Here is a 23,608-nt window from a genome sequence, read left to right as displayed (position 1 = left end):
GATGACGCCGACGGCGATGCCGCGGGCGATCACGCTTCGGCCCCGCAGCTGCGGCAGGAGAACCCAGCCGGCGGCCGGTCCATGCAGGCGAAGCATGCGGGCGCGGTGAGCAGTTGCTCGGGCCGCACCGCGAACACGCCTGCGAGGAAGACGAGGTCATCGACGATGACGGCGACGGCCGGTCGGCTGGGGTCGCGGTTGCGTTCGATGCGGCCGACGGTGGCGTAGCCGATGGGTTTGCCTGCTGCTCCGGCTTGGCGGCCGAGTTCGCGGAGGGACCAGCCGCGTTCGGTGCGTAGCGCGTGGATGTGGGCGCCGACGATGCGGGAGATGGGGAGGTCTTGGGCGAGGCGGGGTGGCATCAGGCTGCCTCCCGGTAGTCCTGGGCGGCTGTGCGCCTGCTGGAGCGCCTGACGCGGGTGCGGGCGAGGATTCGGGCGCGGAGGCGTCCGCGCGCCCAGGACGGGCCGACCGTGCGCCGCCACACGGCGGATACGGCCCATGCCCCGACGGCGGTTCCGGCGAACAGCACGACCGTGACGGCTGCGGCGAGGACGGCGAGCCAGGCGAGTGCGGCCCAGCCGAGGGTGATGAGGGTGTCGATTGCGTCGGCGATCAGCTGTGCGTTGCTCACGGGCGCGGCCCGTCGTCCAGACCCTGCACGGTCGGGCACGGTGCGCTGTGATGGCAGTGCTGGCATTCGCCGTTCCCGTCAGGGGCATGCAGGGCGCGCACCCTCTCGATCGCCTCGGTCTTGCGGCGGAGTGCCTTGCAGGCCTGCTCGTAGGCCCACGCGGTCGGGTACGGCTGACGGTCGTGGGCGATAGCGAGGTCACGGTCGCGGCGCAGCTCGGCCTGCTCGGCGTCCGCGACGGCGATGACGGCGGCGGTGACCGCGTCGTAGAACGGGCTGTTCCCGTACGCGGTGTCCGCCGCCGCGCGAACGGCCTGCGCGTACCGGCCGTGGCGTTCAGCCGGGTCAGTAGGCGGGGGCACCGAGCCGGTGAGCACCCCCAGCACCACATCCGCCATGTGCGCGTCGAAGTCCGTCTCGTGCGTGGCGTCCGGGCCCGGGTCCATCCAGCCGCAGGCGCAGGGGATGGGCCCGTCGGGGTCGAGGTCGCCGGGGCAGTGGTAGTGGACGCGGAGGGCGTCGGCGATGCGGTCGCGGAGCGCGGTCTGGTCGGTCGCGGCCGCCGGCGCAGCAGCAGCGTGCGCACGGGCCACAGCAGCAGCGAACGCAGCGATCGTGCGCGGATCATCACGCACCAGCTGCGGCATCTCCGCGTCATCGCGGGCGCAGTGCCCCCACACGGTGGCGGCGATGACCTCCATCAGGGGGTCGAAGTCGACCCATGCCGCACTCTCGATGTACGGCTTCGCGGCGGCCTGGAGGGCGAGGCGGGCCTTGAAGTCGTCGACGGCCTTCCGGTCGCCGGGTGTGAGGCGGGTGTTCGGGTTGTTCCCGCAGCGCGGGCCCGTGGATCGGTCGGTCATGGTGTGGCTCCTGGTCGTGTGATGGGATCGGTCTGGCCGGCCGCCCGCGATACCAGCGCGGGCGGCCGTGCTCGTGGTCACGCGGACTGCGGCAACGACTCCCGCCACGCCTCCAGCACCGCCTTCGGCACCCGCCCCCGCTCCGGGCACGCAACGCCCTGCTCACGCGCCCACGCCCGCACAACCCCCGCGTCGTAGTCGAGCGGCGTCTTCTTCCGCGGTTTCTTCGCCGGCGCCAGCTCCTGCTCCCGGGCCCGGAGTTCGGCAAGCCGCTTCTCCAGCTGCTCGGCCTCGGTGGTAATGGCGGTCAGCTCCTGGTCGGCGGCGTACCGCTGGCGCAGGCCTACGAGGGCGGCGCGGGCGCGGGCGGCCTGGTCCTGGATCTCCGGGTCGAGGTGGGCGTCACCCCACGCGAGGAGCTTGCCGACGGGCAGCTGGTCGGAGTTGGCGGCCTGGGCCGCATGGACGGTGGTGTTCACGGGTTCGGTCCCTTCGTCGGGGAGGTGGAGGCGATTCGTGCGGGCGGCCTCGGGGCCGCCTTGGGTGTCGATCTCGTCGAGGAGGGCGCGGAACGCGGCGATGGTCACGGCTCGCGGCCGGGCTCGTTCGCCAGCTCCAGCAGCACGTCCGCGTGACACGGCACCGGATTGCCCTCGTCGTCCACGAGCGGGCACCAGCACATGAGGTCCCGGCCACGGAGCTCAGCACGCGCCGCGGCGGCCAGCCTGGGCATCAGGTCGACCCACTCCCGGAACATGGCCACGGCCTGCTCCCGAGTGGCGTCCTGCACCAGGTGCGAGGTCACCGTCTTGTCCGGGTGCACGAACGCGTGGTACTGGCCGGACGCCTTCCCGAGACGGCCCTCGCGCTCCCACTCGGAGCCGTCGAGGGCGGGCATCCGCACCTGCGTGCACGGGTTGCCCCAGCGGCTACCGCGGCCGACGTAGACGGCGCCGGCCGGTGCGCGCCAGCCCTTGAGTCGGCGGCGTTGGATGCGGCGGGGCTGTGTGTCGAGGGCGATCTGGCGGCTGATCTGGGTCATTACTGACTGTCCGTTCAGTAGTTGGTGGTGTTGTGGCGGCGTTTGGTTGGTTGGGTGGTGTTGGGGTGGTTGGTCTGCGGTGCAGGTCAGGCTGGGTCAGGTGAAGCAGGCGCTGTCGTCGCAGCCCTGGTCCTCGTCAAAGAACGGGAGGGCGTCGACTCCGTCCGGGATGGCTTTGGCGAGCGGGACGCCGAACCGGGTCATGTACATCGCGTCCTTGCCGAGCTCGGCGCGGCGGCCGATCATCTCGGCCTCAAGCGCGCACGCCTCGGCGAACAGCGCTGGCTCTTCCTGCCGCATACGCCGCCACTGCTCCGGGGTCTTCATGGGGCAGAACCAGCACGCTGACTTGGGCGGGACAGGCAGACCGGCCGCGTTGATGATGTGCTGGCAGTCGGTGCGCCGCAGGCCGAGGTCGAGGAGCGGGTGCACGTTGGTCTGGTGCGGGATGTTGCTGTCCTTAGCGCGGCCGATCTCGTCAACGCTGATGCCGATGGCCAGTCGTGCCGGGTGCTCTGGGCTGGCGCCGCGGCGGCGGGTCTCTTTGGCCACGAGCCGACGCTTGTAGGTCTCGGTGCAGGCGCGGGTGCCGGGCATGCCGTTGGCGACGCGCATCGGGAAGGGGATCGAGCGGGAGCCCGGCCGCCGGATCTCCTGGAGCAGCGTGCGCTCCTGGCCCTTGTCCGGGCCGTTCTGCATCACGCGGCGCAACTCGATGAACTCCAGCCCGTGCTGGGCGGCGTAGGGCTTGGCGTACTCATCGACGTAGCGCAGGGTGCCGGGGTACTCGGTGTCGGCGCCGACGTTGGCGAAGTAGAACCGCCGGTACGGGAGCTTGCCTTGAGCGGCGAGGACCAGGAGCGCGGTGGACTGCTGGCCGCCGCCGAAGCTGACGCCATCGGCGTCTGTGGGCGTGGTCATGCGCTGTGCCTTTCGTGGTCAGGCGGCGCCGTGGTGGGCGTCGTCGTGTGGGTGTGCGGGTCCGTCGGGGTGGTGTCCGAGGCCGGGTTGGCAGGCGAGGTGTGTGGTGTGGCCGTGTTCGATCCGGGTGGGGTTGAGGGGGTGGTGGCAGACGGTGCAGAGGGGGGTTTTGGGGTCTGCCTGTTCCGGCGTTCCCTCCCCGTTCCCCCACTTCGTGGGGGGAACGTGGGGAACAGGGGGCGTTCCGGATGTTTCCGCGACCGTTCCGGGAAACGTCTGACCTGCGGTTTCTTCCGTTCCGGGGAGCGTTCCGGGAAACGTTTCCGGGAAACGTTCGTCGGAACGGTCTCCGGAACGCTTTCCGGAAACGTCGAAACCGGGCGTTTCGGACCGTGCTTTGCGGCGCCGGACAGCCTCCGCGATCTTGTCGTTGCCGCCCGGCACCTGAAGATCAGCAAGCTTCTGGCGGACCGCCCGGTTGCCCGCATCGTCCGGCATGCCGGCCCGGTCCAGGGCGGCCACGATGTGCTCGACCGTGCCCGGGGTGGCGGCCATGGCGGCTTCCATGTCCGGCTCCACGTCGTAGGCCATGAGGATGTGGCGGGTGCCGCCGAGCATCCAGTTGTCGCCGTCACGGCGGGCCTGGCGGACGAGGGTGAAATGGTCGGGGCCGATGCCGGTGCGGGTGTGGGTGCGCTTCAGGGTGAGGGTGCCGCCGCCCTGCGCGGACAGCTCCCACACGTGGTCGACGTCCTGGGTCTTCGCGCTACTTCCGCGGCCGCCGCGGTCCTTGTCCTTGCCGAAGTGGTCCAGGCGGACGGAGGCGATCCGGTCGCGCTTGAGGGGCAGGAGGGTGTGCCGGTACAGGTTCAGCCAGGTGTCGGCGTCGTTCTCCGGGCCGGAGATGAACCGGGAGACGGTGTCGATGACGACCAGCTCGGCACCTGTGGCCTTCACGAGCGCGAGGAGGTCGGCGCCGCCGCCCGCAGTGTCGAGGGGGCGGATCGGCGGGAAGCTGGCGTACCGCAGTTCCCCCATGTGGCGGGCGTTGGCACCGAAAGACAGGAACCGTTCCTGCACCTGCTCCTGCCCGTTCTCCGCGTCCAGGTACAGGATGCGTACCGGGGCCTGCGCCCGGTCGCCGAGGAACGGCTGGCCGGTGGCCATCCGCCACATCCACTCCTGCGTGAACAGGGACTTGCCGGCCTTGCCGTCACCGACCAACGTGATCTGCTGGCCGGGGCCCATGAGCTTGCCGGGCAGGAGCTGGATGGCGCCGAAGTCGGTGAGGAAGAACTCGTCCCAGTTCAGCAGGGAGGCGACGAGGTGGGCGGGGCCGCGGCCGGTGTTCTCGCGGAGGGCTTCGCCCTGCTGGAAGTCGGCGACGAGGGCGGCGAGTTCGTCGCCGTCGGCCTTCCGGTCGATCGCTGCCTTGAGGGCGGTGGAGTGGGCGTCGTAGCGGCGTTGCCGGCCGGTCTCGGCGATGCGCTCGGCAAATGCGGCGGCGTGGGAGGGGCTGATGGTGTCGGAGCTGAGCCGGTAGATGAGGTTGCCGCCCTCGACGCGGTGGAGCTGGCCCTGCTTGTCCAGTTCGGCGCGTACGAGGGCGGGGTGGGGCTGGATGCCGGTGGCGATGATCCCGGCGATGGTGTCCCAGAGGAGCTGGTGGGCGGGCCGGTAGAAGTCGTCTCGGGTGATGAGGAGGGAGCACTCGTCGTAGGCGGCCTTGGAGTGCATGGCGACACCGACGACGAACTCTTCGGCCTCCAGGTCGCACGGAGGCGTCCGCCGGCCGTCGTCGCTGGCCGCCGCGGAGTCCTGCGGGGGCAGCTGGCGGACGTTGCTCACGGGCGGTCTCCTCAAAAGATCGTGCTGGGTTCGGTGGTGCACTGGTGCGAGGTGAGGTGCTGGTGTGGGCAGTCGGGGGGATGCCGGCCGGTGGTCCAGCGCAGGCGGAGCGGGCCGTGGCGGGGGCGGGGCAGGCACCAGACGAGGTCGTCGGGTGTGCTGGCCGTGGCGGCCGGGCCGTAGGGGCGCGGCTCGCTGGGCGCCGGGAGTTCGACGCGGGCCTTGAGGGCGGCGGTGTCGCCGACCCACTGGGTGAGGATGGGCGCGCGGCAGGCAGGGCAGCGGGAGCCGTCGCCGTCCTGGCTGCCAGCGCGCCCGGCCATCAGACCGACGTCCCGTTCAGGACCGGCACCGTGATGCCCTCGCTGATCTCGGTGACCACCCCCTGGAACGCGGTGCGCAGCACGTCCGCCGGACGCTCCAGCTTGTAACCGAGTTGGAGCGGGCCGCCGTTGATGCGGTACCGCAGCCGGGCCGTCAGCCGGAAGCCCTCGCCGCCCTCGAACGGCACCAGGCCGACCACGAAGGTTTCGGGGATGACGAGCTCGCCCTTCTGCCCGGCCTTCGCGGTGACGGTCTCGACGTAGGCGAGCTTTCGCTCGCCGCTGTTGAGGCGGGTGCCGGACTGGAACTCTGCCTTGGCGACGCCCTGGATGGACTGGGCGATCTCCAGCATCGTGGCGGCGTCGGGCTCCAGGAGCTCGGGGAGGTGGTCCTCGAGGAACTCGGCGAACTGCTCCTGGGTCATGAGCTTGCCGTCGGAGGCGGCCCACTGCTTCCAGGCGTCGGTCTGCCGCAGGGCGAGGACAGCGCGGTGGCCGCCCCAGCGGGCGGCGCCCGCGGTGTTGGCGTCGAGGACGGCGGTGACGGTGAAGCGTTCGGCGTCGGCGTAGACCTCGCTGTCCGCGTCGGCGTGCTTTCCGAAGTAGGCGAGGAAGGAGGCGGTGTCGCGGACGGTGGTGGTGCCGGTCTTGCGGGTGGGGGCGTCCTTGTACTGGTCGCCGGTGAGGTCGACCTTTTCGACGCCGGCCGGGGTGCGGAAGGCGTACACCTTGCCGATCTCCAGCTCGGCGGGGGCGGCGGCGAGGAGGGCGGTGTCGACGATGACTTGGGCCTCGCCGGGGGTGGCGGTGAGGTCGCGGTAGCTGGTCACAGATCAGGCTTCCTTGTACTCGGTGGTGGAGTTGGACATGCGGAACTCGGTGGCGCCGTCGGCGGTGCGGTACACGCCGGCGGCCATCTGCCGGGGGTCTTCGCGGACGGGCAGGCCTTCGTCGTTGAGGAAGTACAGGCTCTTGACGGGGGTGGGCTTGGGGGCCTTGACGGTGGACTCGACGCCGATGGGGAGCGGTGCGGACTCGACGCCGTTGGCGGGGGGGTCGACGACGATGGTGATGGTGAGGGAGCCCTTTTTGCCGTGGGCGCGGACGGCGTCGAGGAGGGTGTGGAATTCGGTGCTGAGGTCTTCGTCGGTGCGGCCGTTGAGGTGGCTGGCGAGGAATGCGGCGACGGGCGCTTGCTGGATCTCGCCGGTTTCGGTGTTGGTGGTCATGTGCCGGTGGTGCCTTTCTGGTTGGTGGTGCTGGTGTGGTGTGTGGGGGTGGGGCCGCCCCGTGAGCGGCGGGGGGAAGCGGGGCGGCCCCGGTCAGGTGGTCTTGGGTTGGCACACGGCCCGGTGTTCGGCGAGCGGGTTTGCCCGCATGAAGTCCTCGACCTTCGCCCGGCCGGTGACCCGCTTGTGCATGCCGCAGGCGGTGCACAGCTGGTCGGCGATCGGGGTCTGGCCGTGCTCCATGCGGCGGACCTGGACGCCGCTCATCCAGGGGCCGTTCACCTGCGCCTCCCCAGCCGGGCCCGTTCCTCTGCGGTGAGGCCGCCGTAGATCCCGTACCGGCTGGTGTCCTCGGCGCGGAGCGCTTCGTCGAGGCACTTCTCCCGTACTGGGCAGCGTTCGCAGAGGTTTTTGATCTCCTGAACGCGGCGCTGGTTCTTGGTGAAGAACTCGCTTACGTCCCGGCCGCGGCAGGCGGCGTCCTCGGCCCAGGCGAGCGCGGGCTCGGCGGGGTTCGGGTAGTGGCCGTTCACACTGCCACCGCCTTCGTGCTGCCGCTCCTGCGCAGCCGGTTGTCGGCGTCCGTGTTCGCCTGCCGGCACGGCCCGCAGACCTCTGTCCGCTCCCGCAGGTGCCTCTGGTAGCCGGGCCGGGTGCCGCAGCGGGTGCGTTCCTCGTAGTCCTCGATGTGCGCTGCCAGGACGCAGTCCGGGACACCGCAGATGGAGGTGATCCGGCCGGTCGGGTAGTAGCCGCGGTCGACGATGAACGCGGCCTGCCGTGGCGTGTAGACGCGGCCTTTGAAGTGGATCTGTTCGGGGCCGGTCCACGTGAGGTGGCCGTCGCCGACGCGGGCGGTGTTGGCGTCGAGGATGCTGCGCAGGGTGCGGGGCTCCTGCGGCTGGCGGGCGCGCTGGGCGGACTTGGTGATGTTGTCGCCGGTGATGCGTCCGGCGTTGGCGCGGCGGCGCAGGGAGCGCCGTTCGGCTTCGGTGAGGCCGCCGAAGATGCCGTGGTCGATGCCGGTCTGGAAGGCGAACTGGAGGCAGGCTTCGACGGCGGGACAGCGGCGGCACGCCGCCTTGGCCTCCTCGATGGCGAGCGCCCAGGGGCCCTCGGTGCCCTTCGGGAAGAAGAGTTCGGGGTCCTTGGTGCGGCAGACCGCAGACTTCCGCCAGTCGGTGTCGTGGCTCATGCCGCTGTCTCCCCGAAGATCGCCGCGTATGCGGCCGTGACTTGGTTGCGCAGGCGCCGGTCTTCCACGTGGCCGGGCGCGACGCACTGGTCGTAGCCGCAGCCGGGAAGGACCAGCCCTTCCGGCTCGCGGTCGTGCTGGAGCCGCCATGCCACGCGGTAGGCGGTCTCGTTGCGCAGGGCGCCTCGGCTGCGGTGTTTCAGGACCGGAGTGCCGCGCTCGTTGCGGAAGCCCCTCCACTTCAGGTGGCCGCCGTCGACTTCCTCGACCCGCTCCCGGAAGAGGTCTTCGACCGCCTTGGGCTGCGGGAACGTGGGCCCCGCGGGGATGCCGAGGAGCCGTCGGGCCCTGATGACCTGGTCACGGTGGACGCCAAGCTGGCGTGCGATCTGGCGGTCGGAATGGCCGGCGCGCAGCATCTGGGCGACGTCAGCACGGATCTTCATGCGGTCACCGCCTGTCGGTCTTCGGCGCGCCAGCGGTGCACCGTGCGCTGCGCCACCCGGATCCGGGCGGCGATTTCCGGCGCCGGGCAAGCGCGTTGGGTCAAGTGCCAGCAGGCGAGGCGCGCTTCGTCCCGGGACAGCACCGGGAACGGCTGGTGCCCGGCGACGACCCGTTGCACGGCGCCCTCGTCGATGCCGGGGTGGGCCGGGCGGCGGACACGCGGCGCGTAGTGCAGGACCGGTCGGGTGAGCTGCTCCAGGCGGCGGGCGGTGCCGCGGAACTGGCGGGCCTGCCCGCGGTGGGCTTCGGTGGCGGCGAGGGCGCGGAGGTGGCCGGCGAACCGGCGTGCGCTGTCGGGGGTGTTGAGGCGGATGGTGATCTCGATCATCGGGCGATCACCTCCGCCCGGGCGGGCCAGCGCACGGAGTCGAGTGCGCGGCGGTGCGTGTCCGGGACTACGGCGAGCGGGCGCCCCAGCCAGTGCAGGCCCATACAGAGCAGCACGTAGGCGTCGGCTTCGTCGTACTTGGCGTGGCCTTCGGTGGTGATGCCGTACGTGTCTGCGACGGCCTGCCGGACGACGGCCTTGAGGGGTTCGCCCTTCAGCCGGAGGCCGGTGTCGGGGTCCTTGGGTGCTGCGGTGCCGACGGCGTAGATGAGCCGGATGTCCGGGTTCACGACGACGTAGGGGATGCGTCGCTTCCACAGGTCGTGGCGGACCATCCACCGCATCGCGGACAGGGCGTCGGCGCCCTGGTTGTTCTTGGAGAACGCGGGGCCTTCGATGACGACGAAGTCGGCGTTGCGGATGTGGTCGGCGATCCCGACGAGCTGCTGCTCGAATCGGGAGTGCTGGCTGGAGCCCTTGGCCTTGACGTAGTCGGTCCAGCCTTCGCCTGCGATGCCGGTGATGCCCATGGCGACGTCGAGGCCGATCACCTTCGGGGCGCGGCCGGCCGCCACGGGGGCAGCCGGGGTGTCAGCGAGATCGAAAAGGGTGGTCACGACTCCCCCTTGTCGTAGTAGTCGGCGATCCCGGCGCCGTAGTCCTTCAGCTCGGCCTGGACGCGGCGGACGAACGCCGCGTCCTCCAGCTCCTCCGGGGTCACGCCAGTGCGGGCCTGGGCGTCGGCGACGCGTTCGGCCAGCTGCGTCCGCCGGGGCGCCCGGAGGGCTCGGACGGAGCGGGGCACGAACAGGGACCAGGTGACGACGCAGGCGATGCCGTAGGCGCCGAGGGCGGTGGTGATCGTGTCCATCACGTCATGCACCACCCGGAGTCGCAGAGGCCGTCGGCCTCGTCGAACATCGGCAGCAGATCCACACCGTCCGGGATCGCCTCCCGCAGCGGCTTGCCGAAGCGGGTCAAGTAGACGTGGTCCTTGCCGAGTTCGTCGCGCACCTGGTTGAGGTGCTCTTCGAGCTGGCAGGACTTCTCGAACAGTTCCGGCTCGTTGCGCCGCTGGTCGTGCCAGGTCTCCGGCCGGTGGAACGGGCAGAAGAAGCAGCTGCTCTTGGGCGGTACCGGCAGCCCTGCGTCGCGGATGACGCGCGCGCAGTCCGTGCGCCGCAGTCCGAGGTCGAGGAGCGGGTACACGATCCGCTCGTGCGGCTCGGTGATCCGGTTGTTCGCCCGGTGGATCTCGTCGACGGAGATGCCGATGCCGATCGTTGCCGGGTTCTCCGGGGTGGCGCCCCGCCGCTTCAGCTCCCGACCGACCTGCTCGATCTTGTAGGTGGCGGTGCAGGAGCGGGTGCCAGGGGCCCCGTTCGACATCCGCACGGGGATCTTCAGGGACTTCGAGCCGGGGCGCGTGAGGTCCTGCATCAGCGTGCGCGACTCGCCGGTGCGCTGCATGACGCGGTGCACCTCGACGAGTTCGATGCCGTGCTCTGCCGCGTAGGGCTTGGCATACTCCTCGACGTAGCGGAGCGTGCCGGGGTTCTCGCTGTCGTCGCCGACGTTGGAGAACACGAACAGCGGGAAGTCGATACGACGCTCAGCGGCGAGAACGAGTGCGCTCATGGACTGCACGCCCCCCCCGAAGCTGAAAGAACGGATGGCAGTGGTCATCACGCACCCCGGCCCGGGTTGCGGCAGTCCATGCACAGCACCCCGCCCGACCGCAGCCGGGTGTGCAGGGTCCGCCTGTGCTCGACCGGGCACCAGTCCTCGAACTGGTCCAGAGCCTCGACAGGCCGCAGCATCGGGCGCGTGCCCCGCCGGTGCTGGCCGCCGGACGGCTGCGGCCACGCCCGGGCGATGAGGAATGCCCCGGAGAGGCTGACGATGAGGCAGCAGGTGCCGACGGCGAGTGGTGTGATCACGACGTCGCCCCCTGCCGGAGGTCGTGCAGCTCCCGCGTGTCCGCGATGTGCGAGGTCTGCAAGTCGTCGAGGCGCTGCTGCATGTCGGCCAGGGCCCGCTGCGTCAGGAACAGTTGGCGTCGCACCTCGGCGTCTCCCCGCGCGGGCGGCGGGGCGGCGACGATCCGGTCCGGCTGCTCGTCGCGGAGCCGGGAGATCTCGTTGGCCTGTCGGGTGATGGTGGACAGCCGCTCGGCGGCGAGCTTCACCGCGTCGTCGCGCTCCTCGACCACCTTGCGGTAGCGGTCGCGGAGTTCCTGGTAGGTGCTCCTCAGGACGGGCATCACAGGGCCTCGCTCTCTGCCGCGCGCGCCAGATCATCGGCCGCGTCGTAGTCGGTCTTCAGGTCGATGCCGGCGCGCTCCAGCTCGGCGGCGAGGTCGTGCAGGTTGTAGTCGTCGTGGCCGCGGGCGTTGGCGATCTCCAGGCGGGCGATCGTCGTGCGGACGGTGGCGTAGGCCTCCTCGATGGCGAGGAGCCGCTTGGTGAGCGACAGGGCTCCGGCGACGGCCTGGGTGACTGCCAGTCGGTCGGCGTTGGGCTGTGCTGCGCGGCGTACGGCGGCGAGCGTCCGGGTGACGGCGTCGGGGTCGGCGGCGATGGTGAAGCCGAGGAGGTTCTGGAGGTCGCGGCGCTGCTCGCTGGTCATGGGGTTCACGAGCCCTCACCCGCCTCCGGCTCAGGGGCAGGGCGCAGGGGCCACCGGCCATCGATCACCGCAGTCGGGTCGTACTTGTCCTTGGCCTTCGCCTTGTTCCGCAGCCACGCCTGGTAGTTCGCGGCGTCCTCGCGGTACCACTCGATCTGCCGCTGGTGCAGCTCGTCGACGGTGATGTCCCGCAGCGCGTTGAAGCGGTTCGGCCGCAGCGCCAGCACCCACGCCGGGCGCTGCCGGTACGGGGTGTGCGCGATGACGCCCATGCGGTACGCGGCCCGCGCGGACATCCACGCGTCGTACTCGGCGCCGTGGGCCTTCTCCTCGTCCCAGTCCAGCCCGTACGTCTCAGCGGTGGTCCGCATCTGGTACGGGCCCTGCTTCTCGCTGATCCGCTTCCGGAACGGGGCGGCCTGCCGGTCGAGGACCATCGTGTCGATGACCCGGGTGAGAGGGGCCCGGCAGATGCCTTCGAGGCTGTCGCCGAGGTGGCGGCGGCATTCGCGGTCGAGGAGGTTGAGGTCGTAGCCGCCGATGTTGTGGCCGACGAGCGGGACGCCGGCGGCGACGACTTCGCTGATGGCCTTGGCGATCTCGGAGACGCCTTGTTCGGCGGGCATGCCGTGTTTGGCGGCGTACTCGTCGGTGATGCCGTGTACTTCGATGGCCTCGGGTTCCATGGGGATGCCTGGGTTGAGGAGCCAGGTTCGGGTGTCGGGGGTGCGGCCGGCGCCGCCGAGGATGAGGGCGCAGCTGACGATGCGGGCGGTGTCGGCGTCTTTGTCGCTGCTCTCGAAGTCGAGGGCGGCCATGTGCTCCAGGTGCCAGGTAGTCACTCGGCACCCCCGGCGGCGCGCTCCTTGCCGATGCGGACGACCATGTCGCCGATCCGCTCCTCGACGCCGACCTCGTTCGTGATGAGCGCGCCGAGGAGGTTGCCCTGCTTCAGCTCGAAGTGGATCTGCCGTAGGCGCCCGGCGCTGGTGTTGGGGTCGCAGATCTCGTCGAGGTACGACACGGCCGAGCGGACGGACGCTTCGCCGCGGTCGATGGTGCTGCTCCCGGGGTCCGGGTCGCCGGTCGGCACGAGGCCGCCGTTCAGCAGCAGCACCCGCAGCGCGACGGACTGAGCTTTCGCGGTGCCCTTGTCACCGGAGTCCAGGGCCTCGCCCTGCGACTGCGCGACGATGACGTCTCCGCGCGGGCCGATGATGTGCCACGTGATGGTGACGGTGCACTCGCGGGTGGCCTTGCCCTTGGCGGTCTTCGTGTCCCGGTAGGTGGCGTCGACCTGGTGGGGGACGACGTTGACGCCGTGCCGCATGGTCACCGGGGCGAAGGCCATGACGGTGGCGTCCACGCCGCGGAAGTTGTAGCGGGAGTAGCCGTCGTTGTACTCCTCGCCCTTGGCGATGCCGCGGATGTCCTTGCGGACGCGGAGCCAGGCGAGGTGGACGGGCACCATCTCGGGGTCGTCTTCGCCCGGCTCGTATCCGGCCATCGGGTCCGGCATGGGCGCGGACTCCGGGAACTGATCGACGTATTCCTCGGGCAGCTTCAGGTCATCGGTGTCCGTGGTGCGGCCGGCTGCTGCGGCGGCCCGCTCAGCGATCGTGGTCATGAGGTGGCGCCTTCCTGGCGGAGCGTGTAGAAGCGGCGCGGGGTGCCGTCGCCGTGCCGGTCGAGATGGCCGTCACGGTGGAGACGGGCCAGGTCGAGGCGGATCGTGTGGCGGTAGATGTGGCGGCGGAGCCAGCGCCGGTAGATCTGCTTGACGCGGCCGACGGTCCACTCGCCGCCCTGCTCGCTGATCGCGGCGAGGAGGTTCTCGCGACGCCACTCGGCGCAGCCCCAGCGCGGAGGCGTGATCATGCGGCGTGCTCCTCACGGACAGAGCGGGGAATGTTGATCTGCCGGTACGTGCGGTCCTCGACGCAGTCCGCGTACGCGTCCGGCCAGTGCTCGGCGAGCCGCTTGGTGTCCGTCCACTCCTTGGACCGCTCATCGAGCGACACATGCAGCCGGTCCAGGACCGTGGCGGCCTCGGCGCCGCCGAGCCCGGCGAGGATCCGGGCCTTCGCCGCCTTCTTCCGCTTCTCGGCGGCCGCGTAGTCCTGGTGGGCGTCGAGGTAGTCGGCGACCGCGTCCTGCGTGTCGACGTCCCGGGTGATGTCGACCGTCCCGGCCCGGTCGGGGTAGAGCCGCTCGTACAGGTCGAGGAGGACGTCCGGGTCGGCGTCGCCGGGGACGGACGGCGGCCGCCGGTCGAGGATTTGCTGCCAGGCCCGGGCCCCGGCCGTGCGCAGGTCGTCGACGAGCTCGGCGTGGTCGGCGACCCGGATCACGAACTGCCGGTAGTCGTTGCCGCCGATCAGGACGGCGGCGTGGACGTGGTCGAAGCCGCACACGTCGGCCTGCCACAGGGTTTGCACGAGGACGTCGTCGGCGACACCGCGGCGGAACTGTCCGGCCTTCATCTTGTCGCGGCACTTGATCTCGACCGCGCACTTCTCTCGGCCGTCGGCGAGCGGGCACTCCAGGACGCGGCGGTCGAGGGTGCACATCTGCCACGGCCGGTCGACGTTGGCGACGAGGCCGACGCGGCGGACCACGCTGCGGTTGCGGCGGGCCCATTCGCGGGCGACGGTCTCCTCGAACGCGCGCCCCCACAGGGCGGGTTCGCTGTCGTCGGATTCCAGGGGGAGACCGCCGGTCTTGTCGTGCCAGACGGACAGGGCGTTGCCGTAGCGGCTGATGCCGAGGATCGCGGCGATGTCGCTGGAGCCGATCCCTTGGCGGCGGGCGGTGAGCCAGTTGGCGCGGTCGGCGTCCGCGGAGAGGATGAGCCGGCCGGTCGGTGTGACGCGGCGGCCGGCGGCCGGGGCGTTCGCCGCCCCGGCGTCGGTGGTGGTCGTCATCAGGCGTTACCGCCCTTCGCGCTGGCCGGAAGGCTGGCGAGCGCGGCCGCCCACGCGGAGTCCGGCCACACCTCGTCGCCGTACGCGGCCTGATGGCGGGCCGCGATCTCACGGGCCGCGTCACGGCCGCAGCGGATCTCGCCGCGCTCGATCTGGCCGAGGACGCGTTCGGTGTCGGGCGAGGGCTGGATATGGCGGGTGGCGGTCACGGGCGGCCCGACCTCTCGGCTGGTGGGGTGGTAGACGCGGCGGCCGTTGACGTCGGCCGCGGTGAGGAGCCCGGCCCGGGCGAGCCCGCGCAGGTCCTTCCGCGCGGTGTTCCGGCCGTACGTCGGCCACGCGCCGGTGAGGAGCTGCTCGGCGAGCTGGGTAGTGACCGGGCGCCCGTGCTGCCTTATGGCGGCGAGGAGGTGGCCGCGGCGGGTGGCGAGGTCGGCCATCAGGCGCCGTCCTTCCGGGTGTGCAGCACGTAGTGCCGGTTGTCGGGGGTGTCCACGAGCACGAGGTGACCGGCCCGCTGGAGAGTGGCGAGGTCGCGGCGGGCCGTGCCGCGCTGGACGACGTCGGGGTCGGTGAGCGCGAAGAACCCGAGGACGCGACGGGTGGTCCATTCGCCGCCGTGGGCCCGGATGGCGTCGAGGAGACGCTCCTGGCGCTCGGTCAATCCGGGGGTGGCGTCGGCCGCGCGGCGGCTGCTCTTCCCCTCGGCCTCGGCGTATGCGTCCTGCTCGTCCCGCTCGTGCTCGGCGAGCAGCTTCCGCACGTCGGAGAGGTCGCCGTGTTGGGCGACGGCGCGGAGGGTGGCGATGAGGCCGCTCAGCATGGCCAGCTGACCGGGGTACGCCTCGGCCGTGCGGGACTTGTGCAGCTCCTCGTCGCGGTAGTTGTGCATGAGCCGGTACGCCTCGGTGGCGTCGACCTTCAGCGAGAGGACGGTGTGCAGCTCCAGCCAAGCGGCGCTCATGCGGCACCTGCCTCGCGCTGCGCCGGGACCGGGCGGGGCGCGGCGATCACCGCGAGCGCGTCCCGCATCTGCCCCACAGCGGCCCCGTACAGCGGGATCGTCCCGCCCGCCGCGAACCGCTCCACCAGCTCCTGCATCTTGGCGTCGAACTCGTGCCGGGCGTGCGAGTCGCGGCCCTGGTGCACGGCCGACTTGAGGAGGCCGCCGATCCCCGCCAACTCCTCGCCGACGCCCTCCGGGTCCTCCGCGGCGTCCGTCACCAGCTGGGTGAGGACGGCGCGGATCAGGAACGAGGAGATGTCGAGCTCGGCGCCGTCGTCGGTGGCGTTGACGGTGATCGGGAACGGGCCGTCGATGCGGGTCATCGGACGCTTCCCTTCGGTTCGAGGTGGCGGACGATGGCGAGCAGCAGCGTCACGAGCAGTTCGCGGCCGCGGTCGGCAGTGGCCAGCACGACCACGCGGCCCTGGGCCAGCGCCTGGTGGGCGCGGTCGGGGAGGAGCTGCTCGCGGTTGGCGAGGGCGAAGAACACGGGCAGGGGGAGGACGAAGCTGCCGATGCCGATGCCGAGGCAGGTGAGGAGTTCGGGGGTGGTGGTGCCGGTCATCGGGGACCGCCCGTCTCGGGGAGGTCGTGGCTCAGGCGGTAGTCGTGGTGGGTGGCGGCGTAGTGCTCGCCGTCCGGGACCTCACGCAGGGCCTGCATCGGGGCGATCCGCTGCGTGATCCCGTCCACCGACGCCTCACGCCCGGCCGTCCCGACCGCCGCGTCCAACGCCCCCAAGGTCGAGCACGGCCACGGCTGCCCGTCGTGCTCGCACCGCTCGGACTTCGCGCCCCAGCCCCTCGAATGCAGCATGCGGACCCGGCGGATACGCAGTTCCAGTACACCGATCATCCGCATGTTGGCCGCGCCGATCGCCTGACGGTGGGGCTGCACCTCCTCGTCGCGGGCCTTCCACGCCTCCAGCTCAGCGAGCCGGTCCCGCAGCCGAGCAGACACCTCGTGCTCCCGCTTGAGCTCCTCGACTGCCTGCTCAGCAACCACCACCGCGTCGGTCGACGTCGACGCCAGATCCGCCGCAGCCTCCGGCGACATCAACAAGCCGGCCGACTCCAGCGCCAGCGCGATCCCCGCCGCCGTCCGGTTCTGGGCCAGCGCCGCGAGGATCACCCCGGCTGCGCTGTTCACCGACTTCGTGTTCATGCCGCCACCGCCGGCGCCTCGACAGCGGTCAGCGTCCACGCCCGGAACGGCACCCCGTTGAGGACGCCCTCGGCGTACGTGTAGACGTCCGTCTCGCCGTGCGCCCGGTCGGCGGTCTCCAGTCCGAAGGCCGCGGCGAACTCACGGACCTGCTCGATGCTCCGGTGGAAGAACAGGAGGACGCCCGTCGGCCGCTGGAAGTCGGTGCCCGGCACGTAGTCGAAGTGGGCCGAGGTCAGGTTCACCTGGTCCGGGACTGCCGGGGAGGCGGCCGTCACCTGTTCGGCGACGGACAGTGCAGCCATCAGGCCTTCGAGGCCCGGGCGGAAGGTAATCTCAGTGGTCACGGTGACCTCTTCTTTCTGTGTGGTTGGGGTCGCCGAGTCGTTGGGCTGCTCAGGCCGGCCAGTCGGAGCGGCCCTTCGGCGCGTTCGAGGGGGGTCAGGCGGCGCGAGGCGCCGGCCGGTCGACGGCCAGCTGCTGCTGCGCAGCGCCCTGGGGGTTGCTGAAGATCTGGCGAAGCCGTTCGACAACGTCCGGAGTCGGCTCGGGCGCGGCGTCGACGACCTCGTTGATGTAGGCGATGGCCTCGTCGCCGAGCAGTTCGCGTCGGCGCTCGGGGGTCATGCGGCGGCCTCGACGGTCACGCGCTTGATGACGGCGCGGAGGTCGAGGTCGTACTGCTCGGCGAAGCGCATGGCCGAGTTCAGGTCAGGCTGTGCTTCGCCGCGGAGGATGCGGGACACGGACGATTCGGCGATGCCGGTCCGGCGGGCGATCTCGGCGTTGCGCCTGTCGCCCTTGCGGGCGGCGGCTTCGCGGAGCTTGCGGACGTCAAGACGGAACACGTAGTCACCTCCCTCGGTGGGGGGTTGGCAGGAGTCGTCACTGGTGGAAGGGGGTTCCTTGCTCACGAGGAAGACTCTGCCACTTTCCTTCCTTGCGCGCAAGGAAGATGGCGGGGGGATTTTCGCCCGATTGCCACCGAACGAGCGTTCGATAATATGAGTGGCCTGTGTTAATGCAGGTCAATGGCTCAATGGGCACCCTTGCGGGCAAGGAAGTTTCTGGCTATCTCCCTACCTAGGGCGATAGAGTCGGCGGACATGAGCGAGGGGACCCCCACACGCGCACGACGATTTGCCGACATCGTTGTGCCAGCAGCTGAGCGCGCCGGCTACACCGGCCACGGCGCCAAGGCGCGATTCGCCCGCGATACCGGCATGGCCGAAGCAAGCGTCACCCGGCTTTGGCAAGGAAGTGCCCTACCGGACGCCCGGTTTTACGCCGCCATCAGCGAGGCCACCGGCATTGAGCTGGGCGCCCTTCTAGTGGAGGGCGGGATTCTGTCACCCGAATCTCTTCAGTCACTGTCCGAAACCGATCGAACGCGGGTAGGCTCTGGCCTCACTCCGGAAGAAGCAGCTGATCGGCTCGGGATCAGGGACGAAGTGGGACGCGAGCTGTTCTACGCGACCATCGAACGTCTCAAGCGTCTCGAAGACGAGCACACCGACGGCAGCGCCGACGCTGGAGGGACAGCAGCAGAGATGTGAGCAGTGGGGGTACGAATGCAACTCACCGGGAGCACCCGGGCCGCAACCACAGCAGCGTCAGCAGTGCTCGCCGGGGGGCTGGCAGTCCTCCTGCACGGCATCCTCCGCAGCGACATCGCGCACGCCCTTGGCGGAGGATGCCTCACCATCACTGCCGTGCTGCTGCTGGGGATCGTCGCGATCCGTCGGTGGATTCTCAACACCTCCGACGAGCGCCGAGCCCTCGCCGCCGCCGAGCGAGCCGCCGTCGCCGAGCGCTCCCGCTACTTCGCAGGCCAGGCCGCGCAGGTGAACGAGCGGTCCCGGCTCAGCCAGGACGTCGCCGCCGCGCGCGCCCGGCTCACCGAGCGGCTCAAGGTGGAACGCGTAGCGCTTGAGGCCGAGTTCGAGGAGAAGCGCGCCGCCCTGATCGCTGAAACCATGGAAGCCACCGTACTCATGATCCGCGACAGGAAACTCGCCCCGGACACGCCAGCGGGCAACCTCATTCCCTTCCCGCAGCCTCAGCCCGGGCAGCGGCGGGAACGCTCGCGTGAACACGGCTCTGTGCATCCCTGAACCCTGCTGAGCCGACGAACGACAACCCGACACGTCCCGGTGTGATCCCCCTGCCGCCGGGCTTCGGGTCCCGGAACAGCCGTACCGTCACCAGCAGCCGGAGCGCCTCACGCTTCTGCTCCAGCGACAGGCCCTCCCACTTCTCCTCCGGGTCCGCCGCGCCCAGCAGTTGCTGCACCAGCAGCGGGACACCGGTCGCCGACTCCAGGCGCTGCTCCAGCTGCTCGATCTTCGGCAGCAGCTCCAGCTCCTTCTCGGACAGCACGGTCAACGACAGCAGCGGGCGCCCCTGCTCGTTCCGGGTGCGGTTCAGCCGCCGGGCCTCCTCCAACTCCTCGGTGTACACGCCGAGCAGCTGCTGCGCGCGCTGCACCTCCGCCCGCTCCTTCGACTGGTCCGGTACCAGAGCGGCCCGCGCCTGCTCCTTCCGCGACAGCCACGCCATGAGCGCCTGCTCAACGTAGGCGTCGAGGGTCTCCTCCACGATCGTCAAGTCGCGTGCCCCGCTGCACCGGTATACGCCCTTCTTGTCACCAGCCCGCTTGCTGGCCTTGAGGACGACACCGTCCCCGCACTGTCCGCACAAGGCGATGTGGGACAGGAGGTGGGCTGCGCGGGAGTCGTAGTGGATGCTGCGGTCCGGGGCGGTCAGGATTTTCGTCACGCGGCGGAACAGCGCCCGGCCTTCAGTGGTCTGAAGTTCCTTCAGCGCGTCCCACTTGGCCTTGCGGCTCTGGCCGTGGTGCATGCGCTCGCCGAGATAGGCCCGGTTGACGAGCATGTACTTGATGAGGCCCTCGTCCCACTCGGAGCCGTCAGGGCGGACCGCGTCCGGGTTGTTCTTGAGGTGTTTCATCAGGGAGTTGATGGAGCCGCCGCCGTCGATGTGCTGGAGCGCGGCGATTACGACCGCGCCCTGCACCGGGTCTTCGAACTGGCCGATTAGCTCGCCGCTGTCGGGGTCGTACTTGCGCTTGAAGCCGAACGGGCACTTTCCCCAGATGCCGCCGGCTTCTGCGTTGAGTCGGGCGGTGCGCACGTTTCGGTCCCGGATGCCTTCGCCTTCGTCCTCGGCGGCGATGGCGTCCATGGCGGTGGCCTTGCGGTCCTCGCGTTTGGACAGGTCGTAGACCTGGCCGTTGTAGCAGAGCAGTACGCCAGCGTGGTAGCAGGCGTTGCGCAGCCGGACGTAGGCCTCAAGGTCGCGGTAGTAGCGGGAGGCCTCGTAGGCGACGAGGACGCGCATGGTGCCGGGTGGTGTGTCGGCGCTCTCGATGGTGTCGAGGAGTGCTTCGAAGTCGTCGCGGCTGCGGCGGGCGTGGCGGCTTGCGGAGATGCCGGTGTCTTTGAACTCGTCGTCGATGATCCACCCGAAGTTGGTGCAGAGCCCGCGGCCTTCGGAGAGTTGGTCGGCGACGGAGCGGCCTTTCTTGCGGGGGTCGACGCTGTTGCGGCCGTAGAGCCAGGCGTGGAAGGTGACTTGAGGGAAGACCATGTGGAGGTATTCGGGGGCGAGCGGCATGCCCTCACTCTACGAGTCGAGCGAGGGCCCTGGTAGGGATTCGCCGACGCGACCCCGGGGCCTTCGCAGCGGGACAACGTCCGCCGTCCGTTCGAGTAGGGGGTCAGCAGTACTTGTCGCTCGGATCCCGCGTCGTCCAGGAGCAGGAGTCGACCTTGGCGCCGCTCGCCCTGGTCAGCGTCGCCGTGTCGCTGGTGTTGTTCCACACATAGGCACGGCGGTTCTGGAACTTGTCCGACGCGGTGTCCGTGCCCCGGCCCGTGTGCACCTTCATCGTCTTGTGGGCGCCGATCCTGACGTCCTTGAACACGTACCGGTGGTTGGAGACGTCCTTCAGGACCCAGCCCTTGAGCGAGACGGCCGAGCCGCCGGTGTTCTTGATCTGCACCCACTCGGCGTTGAGGCTGGCGTTGGAACGGTTGTCGCTGCCCGGGCTGTCGAACCAGACGTGGTAGATCGTCACGCCGCCGGCCGCCTGGGCCGGGGTGCTGAGCACGGTGCCGGTGAGCAGCGCGGCGCCCGCGAGCGCGGGCAGGACGGTGCGTATGTGCGGAGTACGCATGGAGAGATCCCCCCTGGATCCAAATCCGAATGGACAGAAGTGTTATCACATGATCTTCACGTGAACCACACAAAGGGAATTCCGCTCCATACGGCGCCAAGAACTGATAAGGCACCCGGGCGAGGGACGCGCTGTCCACCGGGCCGCCGGTTGCGGCAACAATGGGGGGATGACCGACAGTCCCGCCAGTCCGGCACCCCTGGCAGACCCGCACCTCGTGTACGACCCGCTCGTGGGCGACGGCCCGAAGGACGTGGTGATCCTCGGCTCCACCGGATCCATCGGCACCCAGGCCATCGACCTCGTGCTGCGCAACCCCGACCGCTTCCGGGTGACCGCCCTGTCCGCCAACGGCGGCCGGGTCGCCCTCCTCGCCGAGCAGGCGCACCGGCTGCGGGTACGGACCGTCGCGGTCGCCCGCGAGGACGTCGTACCGGCGCTGCGCGAGGCGCTGACGGGCCTGTACGGCACCGGTGAGCCGCTCCCCGAGATCCTCGCCGGCCCCGACGCGGCCACGCAGGTCGCCGCCTCCGACTCCGCGCAGTGCCACACGGTCCTCAACGGCATCACCGGCTCCATCGGCCTCGCACCGACCCTCGCCGCCCTGGAGGCGGGCCACACCCTGGCCCTCGCCAACAAGGAGTCGCTGATCGTCGGCGGCCCGCTGGTCAAGGCGCTGGCCGAGCCCGGCCAGATCATCCCGGTCGACTCCGAGCACGCGGCGCTCTTCCAGTCGCTGGCGGCGGGTACCCGGGCCGACGTCCGCAAGCTGGTCGTCACGGCGTCCGGCGGGCCCTTCCGGGGCCGCACCAAGGCCGAGCTGGCGAACGTCACCGTCGAGGACGCGCTGGCCCACCCCACCTGGGCGATGGGCCCGGTCATCACGATCAACTCCGCGACCCTGGTCAACAAGGGGCTGGAAGTGATCGAGGCACACCTCCTCTACGACATTCCCTTCGATCGCATTGAGGTCGTCGTCCACCCGCAGTCGTATGTCCACTCGATGGTTGAGTTCACGGACGGATCCACGATCGCGCAGGTGACGCCCCCCGACATGCGGGGGCCGATCGCCATCGGTCTCGGCTGGCCCGAACGGGTCCCGGACGCGGCGCCCGCCTTCGACTGGAGCAAGGCGTCCACCTGGGAGTTCTTCCCGCTGGACAACGAGGCCTTCCCGTCCGTGAACCTCGCCCGGCACGTCGGCGAGCTCGCGGGCACCGCCCCGGCGGTGTTCAATGCGGCCAACGAGGAGTGCGTCGAGGCCTTCCGGACCGGTCTGCTGCCGTTCAACGGCATCATGGAGACCGTCACCCGGGTGGTCGAGGAACACGGCACCCCCCGTACGGGAACCTCGCTCACCGTGCCGGACGTCCTCGAAGCGGAGACCTGGGCACGGGCCCGGGCCCGGGAACTGACAGCGCAGAAGGCGACCGCGGAGGCGCGTGCATGACAGCCCTGATGATGATTCTCGGCATACTCGTCTTCGTGATCGGCCTGCTGGTCTCGATCGCCTGGCACGAGCTGGGGCATCTCTCCACCGCCAAGCTCTTCGGCATCCGTGTCCCGCAGTACATGGTCGGCTTCGGCCCCACCATCTGGTCTCGGCACAAGGGTGAGACGGAGTACGGCATCAAGGCCATCCCGTTCGGCGGCTACATCCGTATGATCGGGATGTTCCCGCCGGGCGCCGACGGCCGGATCAGCGCCCGCTCCACCTCGCCCTGGCGCAGCATGATCGAGGACGCCCGCTCGGCCGCCTTCGAGGAGGTCCGGGAAGGCGACGAGACCCGCCTCTTCTACACGCGCGCCCCCTGGAAGCGCGTGATCGTGATGTTCGCGGGCCCCTTCATGAACCTGGTCCTCGCCGTCGCACTGTTCCTCACCGTCCTGATGGGCTTCGGCATCAGCCAGCAGACCACCACGGTCAGCTCGGTCTCCCAGTGCGTGATCGCGCAGAGCGAGAACCGCGACAACTGCAAGACGACCGACGCGGCCTCCCCGGCCGCCGCCGCGGGCCTGAAGGCCGGCGACAAGATCCTCTCCTTCAACGGCGTGCACACCACGAGCTGGAACCAGCTCTCCGACCTGATCCGGTCCACCCCCGGCAAGGACGTCGCGATCGTCGTCGACCGCAAGGGCCAGGACGTCACCCTGCACGCGAAGATCGCCACCAACCAGGTCGCCAAGAAGGACTCCAGCGGCCAGATCGTCCAGGGCCAGTACGTCACCGCCGGCTTCCTCGGCTTCAGCGCCGCCACCGGCATCGTCCGCCAGGACTTCGGCGAGTCCCTGACCTGGATGGGCGACCGGGCCGGTGACGCCGTGGACTCCATCGTCGGCCTGCCCGGCAAGATCCCGGCCCTCTGGGACGCGGCCTTCGACGGCGCCCCCCGCCAGCCGGACTCCCCGATGGGGGTGGTCGGCGCGGCACGGGTCGGCGGCGAGATCTTCACCCTGGACATCCCGCCCACCGAGCAGCTGGCCATGGCCCTGATGCTGGTCGCCGGCTTCAACCTCTCCCTGTTCCTCTTCAACATGCTCCCGCTGCTGCCCCTGGACGGCGGCCACATCGCGGGCGCCCTGTGGGAGTCCCTGCGCCGCAACCTGGCAAAGGTCCTGCGCCGCCCGGACCCCGGCCCGTTCGACGTGGCGAAGCTGATGCCGGTGGCCTATGTGGTGGCCGGGGTGTTCGTCTGCTTCACCCTCCTCGTCCTGGTCGCCGACGTGGTTAACCCAGTGAAAATCTCGTAGCCATACGACGTTCGAAGCGGCCCGGAACATTGTGTTCCGGGCCGCTT

38 protein-coding genes and 1 pseudogene are annotated in these 23,608 nt (G+C 70.4%); 4 read left to right on the top strand and 35 right to left on the bottom strand.

Going from position 1 to position 23,608, the window contains the following annotated elements:
- Positions 1-29: 29 nt before the first annotated feature.
- From EDD90_RS16365 to EDD90_RS16205, 33 genes and pseudogenes are all read right to left on the bottom strand, one after another.
- Entirely contained in the window at positions 30-362 is a 333-nt protein-coding gene (locus tag EDD90_RS16365) for a helix-turn-helix domain-containing protein (RefSeq protein WP_123973724.1), read from the bottom strand.
- Positions 362-634, bottom strand: a complete 273-nt coding sequence (locus EDD90_RS16360; protein ID WP_123973723.1) for a hypothetical protein — start codon at positions 632-634, stop codon at positions 362-364. The genes EDD90_RS16365 and EDD90_RS16360 overlap by 1 nt, the downstream gene beginning before the upstream one ends.
- Positions 631-1,497 (bottom strand): hypothetical protein, encoded by an 867-nt coding sequence (locus tag EDD90_RS16355; protein WP_123973722.1) that lies wholly within the window; start codon positions 1,495-1,497, stop codon positions 631-633. Before EDD90_RS16355 ends, EDD90_RS16360 begins: the two co-directional genes overlap by 4 nt.
- Before the next feature lie 77 nt (positions 1,498-1,574).
- Positions 1,575-2,084 carry a histone-like nucleoid-structuring protein Lsr2 gene (locus tag EDD90_RS16350; protein ID WP_123973721.1) on the bottom strand — a complete coding sequence of 170 codons (510 nt, stop codon included), beginning with the start codon at positions 2,082-2,084 and terminating at the stop codon, positions 1,575-1,577.
- Complete coding sequence (locus EDD90_RS16345; RefSeq protein WP_123973720.1) at positions 2,081-2,539, bottom strand: DUF4326 domain-containing protein; 459 nt, start codon at positions 2,537-2,539, stop codon at positions 2,081-2,083. The genes EDD90_RS16350 and EDD90_RS16345 overlap by 4 nt, the downstream gene beginning before the upstream one ends.
- A gap of 96 nt (positions 2,540-2,635) precedes the next feature.
- Positions 2,636-3,460 (bottom strand): phosphoadenosine phosphosulfate reductase, encoded by an 825-nt coding sequence (locus tag EDD90_RS16340; RefSeq protein WP_123973719.1) that lies wholly within the window; start codon positions 3,458-3,460, stop codon positions 2,636-2,638.
- 18 nt (positions 3,461-3,478) lie between these two features.
- A complete protein-coding gene (locus EDD90_RS16335; RefSeq protein ID WP_123973718.1) occupies positions 3,479-5,308 on the bottom strand; it encodes an AAA family ATPase in 1,830 nt (609 codons plus the stop codon).
- 11 nt (positions 5,309-5,319) lie between these two features.
- The gene (locus EDD90_RS16330; protein ID WP_123973717.1) at positions 5,320-5,631 is read right to left on the bottom strand and encodes a hypothetical protein; all 312 of its coding nucleotides are present in this window, start codon (positions 5,629-5,631) and stop codon (positions 5,320-5,322) included.
- Positions 5,631-6,461 carry a YfdQ family protein gene (locus EDD90_RS16325; RefSeq protein ID WP_123973716.1) on the bottom strand — a complete coding sequence of 277 codons (831 nt, stop codon included), beginning with the start codon at positions 6,459-6,461 and terminating at the stop codon, positions 5,631-5,633. The genes EDD90_RS16330 and EDD90_RS16325 overlap by 1 nt, the downstream gene beginning before the upstream one ends.
- A 3-nt stretch (positions 6,462-6,464) precedes the next feature.
- Complete coding sequence (locus tag EDD90_RS16320) at positions 6,465-6,860, bottom strand: hypothetical protein (RefSeq protein ID WP_123973715.1); 396 nt, start codon at positions 6,858-6,860, stop codon at positions 6,465-6,467.
- Positions 6,861-6,953: 93 nt separating this feature from the next.
- Positions 6,954-7,142: a transcription factor WhiB gene (locus tag EDD90_RS16315; RefSeq protein ID WP_260327892.1), complete on the bottom strand. Its 189-nt coding sequence runs from the start codon at positions 7,140-7,142 to the stop codon at positions 6,954-6,956.
- A complete protein-coding gene (locus tag EDD90_RS55475) occupies positions 7,139-7,393 on the bottom strand; it encodes a WhiB family transcriptional regulator (RefSeq protein ID WP_185149115.1) in 255 nt (84 codons plus the stop codon). Before EDD90_RS55475 ends, EDD90_RS16315 begins: the two co-directional genes overlap by 4 nt.
- A 413-nt stretch (positions 7,394-7,806) precedes the next feature.
- Positions 7,807-8,055 (bottom strand): annotated as a pseudogene (locus EDD90_RS57315) (WhiB family transcriptional regulator); the annotation flags it as partial.
- Complete coding sequence (locus tag EDD90_RS16300) at positions 8,052-8,501, bottom strand: helix-turn-helix domain-containing protein (RefSeq protein WP_123973713.1); 450 nt, start codon at positions 8,499-8,501, stop codon at positions 8,052-8,054. The pseudogene EDD90_RS57315 and the gene EDD90_RS16300, both read right to left, overlap by 4 nt.
- Positions 8,498-8,890, bottom strand: a complete 393-nt coding sequence (locus tag EDD90_RS16295; protein WP_123973712.1) for a hypothetical protein — start codon at positions 8,888-8,890, stop codon at positions 8,498-8,500. The genes EDD90_RS16300 and EDD90_RS16295 overlap by 4 nt, the downstream gene beginning before the upstream one ends.
- Positions 8,887-9,507: a hypothetical protein gene (locus EDD90_RS16290; protein WP_260327891.1), complete on the bottom strand. Its 621-nt coding sequence runs from the start codon at positions 9,505-9,507 to the stop codon at positions 8,887-8,889. Before EDD90_RS16290 ends, EDD90_RS16295 begins: the two co-directional genes overlap by 4 nt.
- The gene (locus EDD90_RS16285; RefSeq protein ID WP_123973711.1) at positions 9,504-9,761 is read right to left on the bottom strand and encodes a hypothetical protein; all 258 of its coding nucleotides are present in this window, start codon (positions 9,759-9,761) and stop codon (positions 9,504-9,506) included. Before EDD90_RS16285 ends, EDD90_RS16290 begins: the two co-directional genes overlap by 4 nt.
- A complete protein-coding gene (locus tag EDD90_RS16280) occupies positions 9,761-10,528 on the bottom strand; it encodes a phosphoadenosine phosphosulfate reductase (RefSeq protein ID WP_260327890.1) in 768 nt (255 codons plus the stop codon). The genes EDD90_RS16285 and EDD90_RS16280 overlap by 1 nt, the downstream gene beginning before the upstream one ends.
- Before the next feature lie 47 nt (positions 10,529-10,575).
- Positions 10,576-10,830, bottom strand: a complete 255-nt coding sequence (locus tag EDD90_RS16275; protein ID WP_123973709.1) for a hypothetical protein — start codon at positions 10,828-10,830, stop codon at positions 10,576-10,578.
- On the bottom strand, positions 10,827-11,153 hold the full coding sequence (locus EDD90_RS16270; RefSeq protein ID WP_123973708.1) for a hypothetical protein: 327 nt from the start codon (positions 11,151-11,153) through the stop codon (positions 10,827-10,829). The genes EDD90_RS16275 and EDD90_RS16270 overlap by 4 nt, the downstream gene beginning before the upstream one ends.
- Positions 11,153-11,518: a hypothetical protein gene (locus EDD90_RS16265; RefSeq protein WP_123973707.1), complete on the bottom strand. Its 366-nt coding sequence runs from the start codon at positions 11,516-11,518 to the stop codon at positions 11,153-11,155. The genes EDD90_RS16270 and EDD90_RS16265 overlap by 1 nt, the downstream gene beginning before the upstream one ends.
- 5 nt (positions 11,519-11,523) lie before the next feature.
- A complete protein-coding gene (locus EDD90_RS16260) occupies positions 11,524-12,360 on the bottom strand; it encodes an exonuclease domain-containing protein (protein ID WP_123973706.1) in 837 nt (278 codons plus the stop codon).
- Entirely contained in the window at positions 12,357-13,145 is a 789-nt protein-coding gene (locus EDD90_RS16255; RefSeq protein ID WP_260327889.1) for an ERF family protein, read from the bottom strand. Before EDD90_RS16255 ends, EDD90_RS16260 begins: the two co-directional genes overlap by 4 nt.
- Positions 13,142-13,396 carry a hypothetical protein gene (locus tag EDD90_RS16250; protein WP_123973705.1) on the bottom strand — a complete coding sequence of 85 codons (255 nt, stop codon included), beginning with the start codon at positions 13,394-13,396 and terminating at the stop codon, positions 13,142-13,144. Before EDD90_RS16250 ends, EDD90_RS16255 begins: the two co-directional genes overlap by 4 nt.
- On the bottom strand, positions 13,393-14,442 hold the full coding sequence (locus EDD90_RS16245; RefSeq protein ID WP_123973704.1) for a YqaJ viral recombinase family protein: 1,050 nt from the start codon (positions 14,440-14,442) through the stop codon (positions 13,393-13,395). The genes EDD90_RS16250 and EDD90_RS16245 overlap by 4 nt, the downstream gene beginning before the upstream one ends.
- Positions 14,442-14,882 (bottom strand): hypothetical protein, encoded by a 441-nt coding sequence (locus EDD90_RS16240; RefSeq protein WP_123973703.1) that lies wholly within the window; start codon positions 14,880-14,882, stop codon positions 14,442-14,444. Before EDD90_RS16240 ends, EDD90_RS16245 begins: the two co-directional genes overlap by 1 nt.
- A complete protein-coding gene (locus EDD90_RS16235) occupies positions 14,882-15,406 on the bottom strand; it encodes a hypothetical protein (protein WP_123973702.1) in 525 nt (174 codons plus the stop codon). The genes EDD90_RS16240 and EDD90_RS16235 overlap by 1 nt, the downstream gene beginning before the upstream one ends.
- Complete coding sequence (locus EDD90_RS16230; protein ID WP_123973701.1) at positions 15,403-15,771, bottom strand: hypothetical protein; 369 nt, start codon at positions 15,769-15,771, stop codon at positions 15,403-15,405. Before EDD90_RS16230 ends, EDD90_RS16235 begins: the two co-directional genes overlap by 4 nt.
- Positions 15,768-16,013, bottom strand: coding sequence for a hypothetical protein (locus EDD90_RS16225; RefSeq protein WP_123973700.1), 246 nt, complete (start codon positions 16,011-16,013; stop codon positions 15,768-15,770). Before EDD90_RS16225 ends, EDD90_RS16230 begins: the two co-directional genes overlap by 4 nt.
- Entirely contained in the window at positions 16,010-16,612 is a 603-nt protein-coding gene (locus EDD90_RS16220; RefSeq protein ID WP_123973699.1) for a hypothetical protein, read from the bottom strand. Before EDD90_RS16220 ends, EDD90_RS16225 begins: the two co-directional genes overlap by 4 nt.
- Positions 16,609-16,959: a hypothetical protein gene (locus tag EDD90_RS16215; RefSeq protein ID WP_123973698.1), complete on the bottom strand. Its 351-nt coding sequence runs from the start codon at positions 16,957-16,959 to the stop codon at positions 16,609-16,611. Before EDD90_RS16215 ends, EDD90_RS16220 begins: the two co-directional genes overlap by 4 nt.
- A 94-nt stretch (positions 16,960-17,053) precedes the next feature.
- The gene (locus EDD90_RS16210) at positions 17,054-17,239 is read right to left on the bottom strand and encodes a hypothetical protein (RefSeq protein ID WP_123973697.1); all 186 of its coding nucleotides are present in this window, start codon (positions 17,237-17,239) and stop codon (positions 17,054-17,056) included.
- Complete coding sequence (locus tag EDD90_RS16205; RefSeq protein WP_123973696.1) at positions 17,236-17,460, bottom strand: helix-turn-helix transcriptional regulator; 225 nt, start codon at positions 17,458-17,460, stop codon at positions 17,236-17,238. Before EDD90_RS16205 ends, EDD90_RS16210 begins: the two co-directional genes overlap by 4 nt.
- Positions 17,461-17,718: 258 nt before the next feature.
- Here EDD90_RS16205 and EDD90_RS16200 point away from each other — a divergent pair, with 258 nt between their 5' ends.
- A complete protein-coding gene (locus EDD90_RS16200; protein ID WP_123973695.1) occupies positions 17,719-18,168 on the top strand; it encodes a hypothetical protein in 450 nt (149 codons plus the stop codon).
- A gap of 63 nt (positions 18,169-18,231) precedes the next feature.
- Positions 18,232-18,726, top strand: a complete 495-nt coding sequence (locus tag EDD90_RS16195) for a hypothetical protein (protein WP_123973694.1) — start codon at positions 18,232-18,234, stop codon at positions 18,724-18,726.
- Here the strand turns inward: EDD90_RS16195 and EDD90_RS58575 are convergent.
- Together EDD90_RS58575 and EDD90_RS16185 are read right to left on the bottom strand one after the other, a co-directional pair.
- The gene (locus EDD90_RS58575; RefSeq protein ID WP_123973693.1) at positions 18,653-20,248 is read right to left on the bottom strand and encodes a recombinase family protein; all 1,596 of its coding nucleotides are present in this window, start codon (positions 20,246-20,248) and stop codon (positions 18,653-18,655) included. The two genes, EDD90_RS16195 and EDD90_RS58575, sit on opposite strands and share 74 nt — an antisense overlap.
- 103 nt (positions 20,249-20,351) lie before the next feature.
- A complete protein-coding gene (locus tag EDD90_RS16185) occupies positions 20,352-20,810 on the bottom strand; it encodes a lamin tail domain-containing protein (RefSeq protein WP_123973692.1) in 459 nt (152 codons plus the stop codon).
- A gap of 169 nt (positions 20,811-20,979) precedes the next feature.
- Here EDD90_RS16185 and dxr point away from each other — a divergent pair, with 169 nt between their 5' ends.
- A complete protein-coding gene (dxr, locus tag EDD90_RS16180; RefSeq protein WP_123973691.1) occupies positions 20,980-22,260 on the top strand; it encodes a 1-deoxy-D-xylulose-5-phosphate reductoisomerase in 1,281 nt (426 codons plus the stop codon).
- A gap of 8 nt (positions 22,261-22,268) precedes the next feature.
- Complete coding sequence (locus tag EDD90_RS16175; protein ID WP_185149604.1) at positions 22,269-23,561, top strand: RIP metalloprotease; 1,293 nt, start codon at positions 22,269-22,271, stop codon at positions 23,559-23,561.
- Positions 23,562-23,608 lie beyond the last annotated feature (47 nt).

The organism is Streptomyces sp. Ag109_O5-1 (assembly GCF_003814875.1).
GTDB classification, from domain to species: Bacteria; Actinomycetota; Actinomycetes; order Streptomycetales; family Streptomycetaceae; genus Streptomyces; species Streptomyces sasae.
The sequence above is the reverse complement of the archived record's forward strand: the minus strand, read 5'-3'. Positions and strand labels throughout refer to the sequence as shown.

Excerpts from the sequence above, each read along its gene's own strand:
- EDD90_RS16270 (WP_123973708.1), bottom strand. The coding sequence starts at position 11,153 with ATGCCCGTCCTGAGGAGCACCTACCAGGAACTCCGCGACCGCTACCGC.
- EDD90_RS16210 (WP_123973697.1), bottom strand. The coding sequence starts at position 17,239 with ATGACCCCCGAGCGCCGACGCGAACTGCTCGGCGACGAGGCCATCGCC.
- EDD90_RS16265 (WP_123973707.1), bottom strand. The coding sequence starts at position 11,518 with ATGACCAGCGAGCAGCGCCGCGACCTCCAGAACCTCCTCGGCTTCACC.
- EDD90_RS16320 (WP_123973715.1), bottom strand. The coding sequence starts at position 6,860 with ATGACCACCAACACCGAAACCGGCGAGATCCAGCAAGCGCCCGTCGCC.
- EDD90_RS16225 (WP_123973700.1), bottom strand. The coding sequence starts at position 16,013 with ATGACCGGCACCACCACCCCCGAACTCCTCACCTGCCTCGGCATCGGC.
- EDD90_RS16235 (WP_123973702.1), bottom strand. The coding sequence starts at position 15,406 with ATGAGCGCCGCTTGGCTGGAGCTGCACACCGTCCTCTCGCTGAAGGTC.
- EDD90_RS16250 (WP_123973705.1), bottom strand. The coding sequence starts at position 13,396 with ATGATCACGCCTCCGCGCTGGGGCTGCGCCGAGTGGCGTCGCGAGAAC.
- EDD90_RS58575 (WP_123973693.1), bottom strand. The coding sequence starts at position 20,248 with ATGCCGCTCGCCCCCGAATACCTCCACATGGTCTTCCCTCAAGTCACC.
- dxr (WP_123973691.1), top strand. The coding sequence starts at position 20,980 with ATGACCGACAGTCCCGCCAGTCCGGCACCCCTGGCAGACCCGCACCTC.
- EDD90_RS16340 (WP_123973719.1), bottom strand. The coding sequence starts at position 3,460 with ATGACCACGCCCACAGACGCCGATGGCGTCAGCTTCGGCGGCGGCCAG.
- EDD90_RS16285 (WP_123973711.1), bottom strand. The coding sequence starts at position 9,761 with ATGGACACGATCACCACCGCCCTCGGCGCCTACGGCATCGCCTGCGTC.
- EDD90_RS16200 (WP_123973695.1), top strand. The coding sequence starts at position 17,719 with ATGAGCGAGGGGACCCCCACACGCGCACGACGATTTGCCGACATCGTT.
- EDD90_RS16295 (WP_123973712.1), bottom strand. The coding sequence starts at position 8,890 with ATGATCGAGATCACCATCCGCCTCAACACCCCCGACAGCGCACGCCGG.
- EDD90_RS16365 (WP_123973724.1), bottom strand. The coding sequence starts at position 362 with ATGCCACCCCGCCTCGCCCAAGACCTCCCCATCTCCCGCATCGTCGGC.
- EDD90_RS16185 (WP_123973692.1), bottom strand. The coding sequence starts at position 20,810 with ATGCGTACTCCGCACATACGCACCGTCCTGCCCGCGCTCGCGGGCGCC.
- EDD90_RS16330 (WP_123973717.1), bottom strand. The coding sequence starts at position 5,631 with ATGGCCGGGCGCGCTGGCAGCCAGGACGGCGACGGCTCCCGCTGCCCT.
- EDD90_RS16175 (WP_185149604.1), top strand. The coding sequence starts at position 22,269 with ATGATGATTCTCGGCATACTCGTCTTCGTGATCGGCCTGCTGGTCTCG.
- EDD90_RS16220 (WP_123973699.1), bottom strand. The coding sequence starts at position 16,612 with ATGAACACGAAGTCGGTGAACAGCGCAGCCGGGGTGATCCTCGCGGCG.
- EDD90_RS16245 (WP_123973704.1), bottom strand. The coding sequence starts at position 14,442 with ATGACGACCACCACCGACGCCGGGGCGGCGAACGCCCCGGCCGCCGGC.
- EDD90_RS16240 (WP_123973703.1), bottom strand. The coding sequence starts at position 14,882 with ATGGCCGACCTCGCCACCCGCCGCGGCCACCTCCTCGCCGCCATAAGG.
- EDD90_RS16230 (WP_123973701.1), bottom strand. The coding sequence starts at position 15,771 with ATGACCCGCATCGACGGCCCGTTCCCGATCACCGTCAACGCCACCGAC.
- EDD90_RS16355 (WP_123973722.1), bottom strand. The coding sequence starts at position 1,497 with ATGACCGACCGATCCACGGGCCCGCGCTGCGGGAACAACCCGAACACC.
- EDD90_RS16280 (WP_260327890.1), bottom strand. The coding sequence starts at position 10,528 with ATGAGCGCACTCGTTCTCGCCGCTGAGCGTCGTATCGACTTCCCGCTG.
- EDD90_RS16300 (WP_123973713.1), bottom strand. The coding sequence starts at position 8,501 with ATGAAGATCCGTGCTGACGTCGCCCAGATGCTGCGCGCCGGCCATTCC.
- EDD90_RS16345 (WP_123973720.1), bottom strand. The coding sequence starts at position 2,539 with ATGACCCAGATCAGCCGCCAGATCGCCCTCGACACACAGCCCCGCCGC.
- EDD90_RS16255 (WP_260327889.1), bottom strand. The coding sequence starts at position 13,145 with ATGACCACGATCGCTGAGCGGGCCGCCGCAGCAGCCGGCCGCACCACG.